Annotated in this window: 9 protein-coding genes and 1 pseudogene; 4 read left to right on the top strand and 6 right to left on the bottom strand. The window is 60.9% G+C overall.

Features of this window, described 5'->3' with window-relative positions; translation table 11 throughout:
• Positions 1-135 precede the first annotated feature (135 nt).
• The 3 genes from rlmM (at position 136) to OYW20_RS16985 (ending at position 3,803) form a co-directional block, all read left to right on the top strand.
• Entirely contained in the window at positions 136-1,203 is a 1,068-nt protein-coding gene (gene rlmM, locus OYW20_RS16995; protein WP_268797103.1) for a 23S rRNA (cytidine(2498)-2'-O)-methyltransferase RlmM, read from the top strand.
• A gap of 498 nt (positions 1,204-1,701) precedes the next feature.
• Positions 1,702-3,117 carry an FAD/NAD(P)-binding protein gene (locus OYW20_RS16990; RefSeq protein ID WP_268797102.1) on the top strand — a complete coding sequence of 472 codons (1,416 nt, stop codon included), beginning with the start codon at positions 1,702-1,704 and terminating at the stop codon, positions 3,115-3,117.
• A gap of 197 nt (positions 3,118-3,314) precedes the next feature.
• Positions 3,315-3,803 carry a hypothetical protein gene (locus OYW20_RS16985; RefSeq protein WP_268797101.1) on the top strand — a complete coding sequence of 163 codons (489 nt, stop codon included), beginning with the start codon at positions 3,315-3,317 and terminating at the stop codon, positions 3,801-3,803.
• Here the strand turns inward: OYW20_RS16985 and soxR are convergent.
• A pseudogene (gene soxR, locus OYW20_RS16980) lies at positions 3,794-4,256 on the bottom strand (redox-sensitive transcriptional activator SoxR). The gene OYW20_RS16985 and the pseudogene soxR overlap by 10 nt on opposite strands.
• 205 nt (positions 4,257-4,461) lie before the next feature.
• Between soxR and OYW20_RS16975 the strand changes: the two are divergent.
• On the top strand, positions 4,462-4,794 hold the full coding sequence (locus OYW20_RS16975) for an antibiotic biosynthesis monooxygenase family protein (protein WP_268797100.1): 333 nt from the start codon (positions 4,462-4,464) through the stop codon (positions 4,792-4,794).
• A 53-nt stretch (positions 4,795-4,847) separates the two neighbouring features.
• Here OYW20_RS16975 and OYW20_RS16970 read toward each other — a convergent pair whose 3' ends face one another.
• The 5 genes from OYW20_RS16970 to OYW20_RS16950 form a co-directional block, all read right to left on the bottom strand.
• Positions 4,848-5,948 (bottom strand): sigma-54 interaction domain-containing protein, encoded by a 1,101-nt coding sequence (locus OYW20_RS16970; protein WP_268797099.1) that lies wholly within the window; start codon positions 5,946-5,948, stop codon positions 4,848-4,850.
• Positions 5,949-5,953: 5 nt separating this feature from the next.
• Positions 5,954-7,090 carry an FMNH2-dependent alkanesulfonate monooxygenase gene (ssuD, locus tag OYW20_RS16965; protein WP_268797098.1) on the bottom strand — a complete coding sequence of 379 codons (1,137 nt, stop codon included), beginning with the start codon at positions 7,088-7,090 and terminating at the stop codon, positions 5,954-5,956.
• 192 nt (positions 7,091-7,282) lie between these two features.
• Positions 7,283-8,899 carry an inorganic phosphate transporter gene (locus OYW20_RS16960; RefSeq protein WP_268797097.1) on the bottom strand — a complete coding sequence of 539 codons (1,617 nt, stop codon included), beginning with the start codon at positions 8,897-8,899 and terminating at the stop codon, positions 7,283-7,285.
• 132 nt (positions 8,900-9,031) lie between these two features.
• On the bottom strand, positions 9,032-10,048 hold the full coding sequence (locus tag OYW20_RS16955; protein ID WP_268797096.1) for a transporter: 1,017 nt from the start codon (positions 10,046-10,048) through the stop codon (positions 9,032-9,034).
• Between the two features lie 251 nt (positions 10,049-10,299).
• Positions 10,300-11,121, bottom strand: a complete 822-nt coding sequence (locus OYW20_RS16950; RefSeq protein WP_268797095.1) for an aldo/keto reductase — start codon at positions 11,119-11,121, stop codon at positions 10,300-10,302.
• Between the last annotated feature and the right edge of the window lie 75 nt (positions 11,122-11,196).

Here is an 11,196-nt window from a genome sequence, read left to right as displayed (position 1 = left end):
GGTGTAGTACTGGACCCGCACGACGCGCCAGTGGTTCCTGATTGGGCTATCATGCGCCGCTTTTGCGTCGCTGAGGTTTGGCCTCACGTCATCGCTTGCGTCACGCGCCATCGCGGCCTGTGCAGAGGACCTCCAATGAACACCCTGTTTATGCACTGTCGACCTGGTTTTGAAGGCGAAGTCTGTTCGGAAATCAGTGAGCACGCAGCACGCCTTGATGTGTCCGGCTACGCCAAGGCCAAAACCAGCGCAGCCTGCGCCGAGTTCGTCTGCACCGAAGCAGACGGCGCCGAGCGTCTGATGAACAGCGTGCGGTTTGTCGACTTGATCTTCCCTCGTCAGTGGGCGCGTGGCGTGTTTCTGGAGCTGCCGGAAACCGACCGTATCAGTGTGATCCTCGCGCACATGCAGGACTTCGCTACGTGCGGCAGTCTGTGGCTGGAAATAGTCGACACCAATGACGGCAAAGAGCTGTCCACCTTTTGCCGCAAGTTCGAAGCCCCGTTGCGCAAGGCCCTCACCCACGCTGGCAAGTTAGTAGACAACCCGAGTCTGCCGCGCCTTTTGTTGACCTTCAAAAGTGGTCGCGAAGTGTTTCTCGGGCTCGCGGATGCGGACAATTCGGCGATGTGGCCGATGGGCATTCCACGCTTGAAGTTCCCACGTGAAGCGCCGAGCCGCTCCACCCTCAAACTTGAAGAAGCCTGGCACCATTTCATCCCCCGCGATCAGTGGGACGAGCGCCTGTCGGGTGACATGACCGGCGTCGATCTTGGCGCAGCACCGGGCGGCTGGACGTACCAGTTGGTAAGGCGCGGCATGCTGGTGACGGCTATCGATAACGGTCCGATGGCCGAAAGCCTTATGGACACCGGTCTGGTGCAGCACTTGATGGCTGATGGGTTTACCTACAAGCCGCGTCAGCCTGTGGACTGGATGGTGTGCGACATTGTCGAGAAGCCCGCCCGAAATGCCGCGTTACTGGAAACCTGGCTAGGCGAGGGTCTGTGTCGTGAAGCCGTGGTCAATCTGAAACTGCCGATGAAACAACGTTATGCCGAAGTTCGACGATTGCTGGACCGCATCGAAGAAGGCTTCAAGGCGCGGGGGATAAAGGTGGCCATTGGCTGCAAACAGCTTTATCACGATCGCGAAGAGGTCACCTGCCATCTGCGCCGGCTGGATATGAAGCGCAAGACATAGGTTGAGCCAGACAGCCTTGGCCGAGAAATGCTGCTTTGTCAGGAATGTGGTGATCTGACGCGTTTGCAGGCGCCGGTGTTGCCCAGGCGACAGCGGAACAGCGTTTTGCTGGCTTGTCGGTGCAAAACTCCCTGCCAAGCGGCGCTGAAACCAGGGGGCGAGGTTGTACCTGATCCACCGCGTTCGCAGGCGGAATCAAAAATCCCGAGAACGCCCCGAATCCCTGCCGCAAATCCCCTGTAGGAGCGCACGAGCACCGCGAGGCCGCGATGGGGCGCGTAGCGGCCCTGAAACCAGCCCCCCCCAAAAACTTAGCGACACGTCCCGGTTTTCAGGCACGCCATGTGCAGGGCCATCGCCGCCGCATCCTTTATACCGCAGCGGTTCAAGGCGACTTGTCTGAAACCTGCTCCACGCTCACCATGTCCAGACAGTCGATGATCAAACACATGAACAAACAGTCGCACCCCTTCCCAGACGCAGCCAGGGCACACGCCAATGACCTCCGACCACCTTCGACCTGCCGTTGACATTCTCATCGTTGGCGGCGGCCTGAGCGGGACGATGCTGGCCGTGCAGTTGCTGCGCCGGCCTGGCAAGCGCCGGATTCTGATCATCGAGCCGCGCAGTGAAGTTGGGCGCGGAGAAGCGTATAGCGCCACCGAACTGGGCCACACGCTGAACGGCAATGCGGCGCGCATGAGCGTCGACCCCGACAAGGTGGACGACCTCACGCAGTGGCTGACGGGTTTCATTGCCGATGGCGGCTGGCCTCAGTCTGATGAGCAACACCTGCCGGTCGCTGAACTGTTCCCACCCAGAGGCATTTTCGGTCTGTACGTGCAGCAGCGTCTCGCTGAAGCTGAGGCGGTTGGAGCCGTCCATGGCTCGACGGTCGAGCACATCAGGAGCGAGGCCGTCGACCTGAACGTTGATGACTCGGGCGTGCAGATCACCTTGGCTGACGGCACTCGCCTGAGCGGCAAGCGCGGCGTACTGGCCACCGGCATGTTCGCCGCAGCGCGTACTCCGCAGCGTGATGGCAATGAATTGAACGCGGCAGCGGTTGATCCTTGGGACGTCAGTGCGATGCGCCTGCTTGATCCTCAGGGCCGGGTGTTGATCATCGGTTCGGGATTGACCATGGTCGATGCGCTGGTGTCTCTTGATCAGGCCAGGCATCTTGGGCCGGTGGATGTGTTTTCCCGTCATGGCCTGCTGCCCCACGTGCGCAGGCAGCCTCCGTCCTGGCCCGACTTTCTGGGTGCCGATGACTCGCTTCGCAGCACGCGACAACTGATGCGGGCGCTGCGCGAGCAATGCGCCCTGGCGGTTGCGCAAGGCATCGACTGGCAGGCGCCGCTGGACACCGTGCGGGTGCATATTCCCAGGTTATGGAGTCAGGCGACTGACGCGCACCGGCGACAGTTCGTACGCCATGTGAGGCCATGGTGGGAGAGTCATCACCACCGTTCACCGCCGCCAAGCGCAGCACTGTTGTCGCGCTGGCTGGAAGAAGGGCGCCTGACGATTCATGCGGCGTCATCGCTGGGCGTTGAGCCAGCCGAGCCCGGTCATGTGAGCATTCGCGTACGCCACCGGGGCGAAACTGCTTCGACCCTGATCGGCGGCGCCGCGCTGATCAACTCCACGGGCATTCAATACGACTGGCGGCGGGTTGACCGTGCGCTGCCCCGGCAACTGCTGGCGCGTGGGCTGATTCAACCGGGCCCCTTGGCGCTGGGCATCGCTGCCGATCCGGGTGGTGCCGTGCTGGATGCCCACGGCAATGCGTCTGCGCGCCTGTTTGCAATGGGCCCTCCGCTGCGCGGCTTGTGGTGGGAAAGTACGGCCGTCACCGATGTTGCCCTGCAAGCCAAGGCGCTCGCCTTCAGGCTGGCTGAGCTGAATTAAACCCGGGTTGGACGCTGATAGATCGCGGATTAACGCGCGCAGCACCGACGCCCATTAAATGTGGCGCGATTGACACACTGTGCGCGCAGATCCTCAAGCGCAGCCTTCAGATGCCGACATGATGGGTTCAACCGGTCAATTCGTGGCGACCTTGCCGCGCACTCTGACCCGATGACGACAATGCTATGGAGGCGATCATGTTGAGCTTGAGCTTCAGAAATCCGGCGGAGGCCGCGACGCTCCTCACACCCGCAAAAGGACAGCAGACTGCAACGGACAACGCAGACCCCAAGGTCTCACCGGCTATCGAGCAGATCCGCGAAAGCGTCAAGGTCATGCTATCTGCCGAGTCGCAGCGTGAAGCAATCAGCACCGACAAAAACGCCGACATAGACGCCAGCGACTTGCCTGAGCGGGTCAAGGATCAGCTGAAACTCATTCGTGACCTGCAACAGAAGATCGCCAGAAAAATGCAGGAAATGCAGGTCTTCATGAACGATCACTCGCTGTCCCCAAAATCGCGGGACGCCAAGATCCGGCAATTGCAGATGGAGGCCATGGCCATGACCAATTCGCTGATCCAGGCCACCAACGGGCTGAATCAGACGATGCAACAGATGAAGTTGTCGACGTCCGATCGCGCCCTGGCCGGGACGTTGGTCAGCCCGCAGAACCTTCAATCCTGATAGAGCAGGCGTGGCCCCGCGCCTTCCGCCCCCAGCGCGTCGCCGCTGTTGCGCAGTGGGCATGCGCTCATCGACAGACAGCCGCAACCGATGCATCCCGATAATTGATCACGCAGGGCGGTCAGCTTGTTGATGCGCTCGTCCAGGTCTGCTTTCCAGCGCAGCGACAGGCTGCCCCAGTCTTCCAGTGTCGGGGGGGCGGTCTTGCGGCAGCGTCTCGAACGCCGCCTGAATGCTCGCCAGCGCAATACCCAGTTTCTGCGCGGTCTTGATCAACGCCACCCGGCGTAACACGTCGCGGGAGTAACGGCGTTGGTTACCGCTATTGCGCTGGCTGCTGATCAGGCCCCTTGCTTCGTAGAACCGCAGGGCCGTAATCGCCACGCCGCTGCGCGCCGCCAGTTGGCCGACCGTCAATTCGCGCACGATGACGGCTGAATCTGTTTTGCCCATAGGCGTCCCTTTCGATGGCGATCGGTGCTTGACCTCCAGTTAAGTGGAGGTTTTACCCTGCGCGGCGCATGACTGCAAACATGCTGAAGACAGCAGTCCGGCAATTAACCAGAGACGCCCGCGCCGCAACACACACACGTAGTTCGCGAAAGCTCGCGCAGGCAGTCGGGTGGTTCGTACAGAACGCCAATCATGGAGAACCCTCATGACGTCCCAGGACTTCAATCCTTTCAGTCAGTTCGTAGAGTTTGTGGTGGATTCACGGCATCAATCCGCGCTGGTCGCTGCGCTGGCCGAGCGTACCGAGCGTTTGACGCGCACGTCCCCAGGGTTTATCAGCGCCAGTGTTCAGGTGAGCGAAGACCGCGAGCGGGTGCTCAGTCACGTGCTCTGGCAGTCCAGAGCCGATTGGGAGCATGCGGTGGAAGATGTCGAGCGGGGAGGCGAGGATTTCTGGAACCTGATCCGTCAGCACCGGGCGACGGCGTTGACGTTCAATGCCTACCAGATGGTGAGTGAAACGGTTGGGCGCCGTTGAGCGAACGGTCAGGCGCGCATCCGGCGCATCCCGTCGAAAAGCTGCGCCCATCGCTAAACCGAGACCTGCACCACCCGGTCGCCCTGCAAGTGTTCTCCGGGCCTGCGTTTGTTGACCGCCAGTTCGCCGATCTTGATCAGTCGCGCGCGCGTGACGTTGCGGCTCAGGCCCAGCAGGCCTGCGGTGTGCACCTGATTGCAGTGGCTGAAACGGTAAGCGGCGCGAAGCAGGGCGTCCTCGACCTTCTCATGCAGCGCGCCGGCCTGTTCTTCGAACAGCTTCTGAAACGCCCGGTCCAGTAACGCCTGGGTTGATTCATCCACCGCAGGCGTCTCGTCCGCACGCTCTATGCGCAGGTTGGACAAGCGCAAGTCATCGCGCTGGATCACCCCGTCGCGGCAAATCAGTAGCGTGTGGTGAATCACGTTTTCCAGTTCGCGAATGTTGCCTGGCCAACTGTAGGTTTTGAGCTTGTGTTCGGCCTCCGGGCTGATGCGAATCGGCCCGTAACCCATGCGCTGGCTGTAGACGCCGATGAAATGCCGGGTCAACGGCATGATGTCGCCGGGGCGCTCGCGCAGGGTGTGCAGTTCGAGATTGACCACGTTCAGGCGGTAGAAAAGATCCTCGCGAAAGTGCCCTGCATTGATCGCGCGTTCCAGTTGCACGTTGGTGGCCGCCAGGACGCGCACGTCAATCGGCGTACTTTTGCGCGAGCCCAGACGCACCACCTCACGCTCCTGCAACACGCGCAGCAATTTGACCTGGATGGCCATCGGCAGATCGCCAATTTCATCCAGAAACAACGTCCCGCCGTTGGCTTCCTCGAACCAGCCTGCCTTGGCGTTCAAGGCGCCGGTGAAGGCGCCTTTTTCGTGGCCGAACAACTCGGCTTCAACCAGCGATTCGGAAAACGCCCCGCAGTTGACCGCCACGAACGGCCTGTGCCTGCGCGCGCTGAGATTGTGGACATGGCGCGCGATCAGCTCTTTGCCCGTCCCTGTTTCACCAATGATCAACACGCTCGCCTCGCTGGGCGCAACCTGCTGCACATGGGCCAGCAATGCCTGGGATTTAGGGTCTTCGAAGACCTGCGCGGTGGCGCGGATCGAAGTCGCCAGCGCGGGCGAGGGCGGTAAGGTCAATAGCTGCATGGGGATCACTTCTGCGGAGGCAAATCGTTGGCAATCATTTCGCCGAACGGGCCGGTCAGGTTGGTGATGCCGCGACCGGCGAGGCTGCGGTACGGCTCGGGCAGCAGCGGGAATACCAGCTCGGCGAAGCGATACGCTTCTTCCAGGTGCGGGTAGCCCGAGAAGATGAAGCTCTCGATGCCCAGATCAGCGTATTCCTTGATCCGCGCAGCAACTTCTTCGGGGTTCCCGACCAGTGCCGTGCCGGCGCCGCCGCGCACCAGGCCGACGCCTGCCCATAGATTGGGCGCGATTTCCAGGTTGTCGCGACGCCCGTCATGCAGTGCCGCCATGCGCCGTTGCCCCTCGGAGTCGAAACGCGAAAACGACTTTTGCGCGGCAGCGATGGTGTCGTCGCTGATGTGTTCGATCAGATGGCTGGCGGCTTTCCAGGCCTCTTCGCTGGTCTCGCGCACGATCACATGCAGGCGAATCCCGAACTTCACGGTGCGACCGTTGCGGGCAGCACGCTCGCGGATGTCGGCGAGTTTCTCCGCCACGGCGGCGGGCGGTTCGCCCCACGTCAGGTAAACGTCCACTTGCTCGGCAGCCAGTTCATGCGCCGCTTCCGAGGAGCCGCCAAAATACAGCGGCGGGTAGGGTTTCTGGATCGGCGGGTACAGCGCCTTGGCGTTCTGCACGCGCAAATGCTTGCCCTCGAAATCCACTGATTCCCCTTGCAGCACGCGGCGCCAGATTTTCAGGAATTCATCGGTCACTTCGTAGCGCTCGCTGTGATCCAGGAAGCTGCCGTCGCCACGGTTTTCGTCAGGGTCGCCACCGGTCACGACGTTGATCAACAGGCGCCCACCGGACAGTCTGTCCAGGGTCGCCGCCATGCGCGCGGAAACGGTGGGAGAAATGATCCCTGGGCGTATCGCCACCAGATAACGCAGCCGTTCGGTCAGCGGCACCAGCGCCGAGGCGATGACCCAAGAGTCTTCACAGGAGCGACCGGTCGGGATCAGTACACCGTGATAGCCGAGGTCGTCGGCGGCTTGGGCCACTTGTTTCAGGTAGTTCAACGTGACCGGGCGCGCGCCCTTGGTAGTACCCAGAAAATGGCCATCGCCGTGTGTCGGTAGAAACCAGAAAACATCCATGACGCATCCTTCAAGCAGAATCGGTGGCTGTGTATGTGGGCCTATTTATAGAGCGTGGGATTTATTCCGTAAAAGAACTGAATTCCATATTTTTAGATCGTTTGGAGATATGTCACGCAATGTGTCGCTTGAGCGGGCGGTACGCAGACGCAAAAAAGGGCGCCGAAGCGCCCTTTGAATGCACTGCCTGAATCAGAAAATCTGCGTGAACAACCAGTACAAACTCCCCGACAGAACAATGGCTGCTGGCAAGGTCAACACCCAGGCAAGTGCGAGGTTGCGCAGCGTGCGCATTTGCAGGCCGGAACCGTTGGCCGTCATGCTGCCCGCGACTCCGGATGACAAAACGTGCGTGGTAGAAACCGGCAATCCGTAGACGTCCGCTGCGCCGATGGTAAACATCGCCACCAGCTCCGCCGACGCGCCCTGGGCGTAGGTCATGTGGGTCTTGCCGATTTTTTCGCCCACGGTGATCACGATGCGCTTCCAGCCCACCATCGTCCCCAAGCCCAGCGCGATGGCCACCGCAATTTTCACCCACAGCGGAATGAAGCGTGTGGCATTGTCGATCTGCTGCTTGAAGAGCTGCACCTTGCTTTGCGTGTCGGCGTCGAAATTACCGATCTTGTCCTTGTCCATCAGGCGGATGGCCTCGGAGGTGAGGTACATGTCGTTACGTACGTTAGCCATGGCTTCTGCAGGCACTTTGGCCAGCGAACCGTAGCCGCCGACCTGAATGCCAATCTTGCCGGCCATGACCGCCAATGCCGGAACCAGGTCCGGGCTCGGCTTTTTATCGCGGATGTATTCAGAGAGTGTCAGGCGCGGGTCAGCCGGGGCGGGCTGTGTGGAATGGCGACTGAGTGCTTGCTGGGTGACTTCAGCCACGGCCGCAAATTGCGCCGACTGATCGGCTGGCATGGTGCGGTTCAGCGCGTAGGCCATCGGCAGGGTGCCGACCAGGATCAACATGATCAGCCCCATGCCTTTCTGGCCATCGTTGGAACCATGGGCGAATGACACGCCGGTGCAGGTCAGGATCAACAGGCCGCGAATCCAGAGCGGTGGTGGCGCGTTGCCTTCGGGCGCTTTGTACAGCGCGCGGTTCTTGATGAACAGGCGCATCGCCAACAGCAGCAGCGCGGCGCAGACAAACCCCACCAGTGGCGACAGCAGCAGCGAGTAACCGACTTTGGTCGCCTGCGCCCAATCCACTCCGCTGGTGCCGTCACGCCCGTGCATCAGCGCGTTGGCCACACCCACACCGATGATGGAGCCGATCAGTGTGTGCGACGAGGAAGCCGGCAGCCCCAGCGCCCAAGTGCCGAGGTTCCAGATGATGGCGGCGATCAGCAGCGCAAAAATCATCGCGAAACCTGCTGACGAACCCACTTGCAGGATCAGTTCCACAGGTAGCAGCGCGATGATGCCGAACGCCACCGCGCCGCTGGAAAACAGCACGCCCAGAAAGTTGAACAGTCCGGACCAGGCCACCGCAAAATTCGGCGGCAGTGAGTGGGTGTAGATCACCGTGGCGACCGCGTTGGCGGTGTCGTGAAAACCGTTGACGAACTCGAAGCCCAAGGCAATCAGCAGTGCCACGCCCAACAGCAGGAAGGGCGTCCAGGTCAGCACCACGACGCCCAGGTCGTCGACGTCTTGCTTGAGGCTGTACGCAGTGAACAACAGCCCCATTGCCAGTACGGCAAAGAAGATCACCATCGTCAGTGCGCCAGGCTTGCGCCCGAATTGGGAGCTTAGCCCCGGGCCGCTTGATGGAAGGCCCGAAGCCAGTGAAGGGGTCGCCATGATGCACAATCCTGTTCAGATGGAATGACCGCCATGATCATTTCAAAATGTTACAGAAGTGCGACATGGGTCAATAAAGCCGGATGTGTTGGGGTTTCTGGATACGGGGCGCGTCAAAATTCAGTCGAGCCATCAATAATCGCCGCGCTTCCTGAATGCCCATCGCCCGGCAATAAACGTGAATGTCGCGACCAGTGCCACTAACACCCAAAATCCGTGGGGGTCGCTGGCCAGTGGAATGCCGCCCACGTTCATCCCGAAAAAGCCCGCGACGATATTGATCGGCAGCGCCAGTACGGTGACCACGGTCAGCGTGAACAGGGTGCGGCTGCTCTGTTCGTTAAGGTTGGCAGCGATTTCTTCTTGCAGCAGTTTGATCCGCTCGCCCAGGGCCATGAGGTCGCTGATCACCAGCGCCGATTCCTCTGTGGATTGGCGCAACTCCTGTAAATCTTCCTCCAGTAACCAGTGCGGCGGTTTGTGCAGCAGGCGCATGAGCGAGCCCGGTTCCAGCGCGAGCAAGCGTTGCAGGCGCACCAGTACCCGTCGCATGGCGCCCAGCTCCGAGCGGTTATTGCTCAGCCTTTGAGACAGCAGCTGGTCTTCGATCTTGTCGACGCTGAGGCTTGTCTTGCGCATGAACTGCGTCAGCACTTCGCTCTGGTCGCGTAGCAGGTGCGCCAGCAATTCCAGTGGCGAGCGAAACAGTTCGCCGTGCTTGACCGAAGACCGCAGTTTGTCCACCGAGCGCAGCGGATGGTGCCGCGCGGTGATAAGCACGCCGCTGCGCACGCAGACCCACAGCGTGGCGATGTCGGTAGACACCCGGTTAAAGTCGAAGACCACGTCGTTGACCACCGCCAGCAGCGCCGAGTCGACGTGCTCGATGCGGGTCGAGCGCGAACCCTCATGCAAGGCTTCGAAGAACTCGTCGGGCAATTCCAGATGGGTCTTTAGCCAGCGTTCGCAGCCGGCGTGGGCGAGGTTGAGGTGCAGCCAGACAAACTCATCAGGATCGCCGGGGCTTTCCAGGCACTGCAGCGCGAGGGTAGACGAGATTTCACGGCCCGGCTCATCCGGACGAAAACGAAACGCGTAAAGCAATCCGAACAGGTCGGAGTCCTGATGATGGGCAATGCTTTGGTTCATGAAGGCTCGCAGGCGACAGGGTGCCAGTCCGTGGCACAGGATCGAAATCCGCATCATCGCAAGCGCGTTTGACAGTTATGTGACAGTTTGTGTCAGGGCAACGCTTTTCAAACGTACCCCTGCCGATGCAGCCGTCACGCTGCGGTTTTGTAGGGCGCAAACCTGTTGGCGAGGCGTCGTAATGGGTTCAATCAATCCCGACGCCCCGCGAATGAATTCGCGTCTACAGCTGCACGCCGTCGCTCAGGCGCCTAAACCATCGACAGTCGTTGCTTGCGATGTGGCGCCGGCCAGGCTTTGTCGATCAGCAGCTCATCATCAATGCTCAGTTCGATCTGCGCCGCCTTGGCGTTCAGCGCGATGTGAGCCGGGGTGGTGGCTTTCGGGATGGCGATCACGCCGTCCTGGCGCAACACCCAGGCGAGGCAGATTTGCGCAGCCGTCGCGTCGTGGCGGTCAGCGACTTCCAGCAGCGCAGGGTTGCTCAGCAAGTGTCCGGCCTGACCAATCGGGCAGTACGCCATCAGCGGCATATTGGCGGTTTGCAGCCACGGCAGCAGGTCGTACTCGACACCGCGCGCCTCGGGGTTGTACAGCACCTGATTGGTGGCGCAGGCAGTGTTGTCGAGTTCAAGCATGTCGGACACGTCGAAATTCGAGACGCCCCAACGGCCAATCTTGCCGGCTTCACGCAGTCGCTCGAAGGCTTCAACGGTTTCTTCCAGCGGGTACTGTCCGGGCCAATGCAACAAATACAGATCGATGTAATCGGTTTTCATACGCTTGAGGCTGCGCTCACACGCCTCCGGGATGCCTTTTCGGCTGGCGTTGTGCGGGTAAACCTTGCTCACCAGCATCACCTGATCACGCTGCCCGGCGATGGCGTGGGCGACCACTTCCTCGGCGCCACCTTCGGCGTACATTTCGGCGGTGTCGATCAGCGTCATGCCCAAGTCGATACCGAGCTTGAGGGCGCAAACTTCCGCCTCGCGCTGACGCGGATCTTCGCCCATGTGCCACGTCCCCTGACCGATGACGGGGACGGTTTTATCTGCCAGTTCTAGCGTGCGCATGGTCGCTCCTGCAACGATGGGGTGATGAGGAATCTGGCAGCAGATGGGCGTGGGGGTTCAATTGAATGGGGCAGC

It is taken from the genome of Pseudomonas sp. BSw22131 (assembly GCF_026810445.1).
Lineage (GTDB): Bacteria > Pseudomonadota > Gammaproteobacteria > Pseudomonadales > Pseudomonadaceae > Aquipseudomonas > Aquipseudomonas huanghezhanensis.
This window is presented reverse-complemented; position numbering and strand designations above follow the sequence as displayed.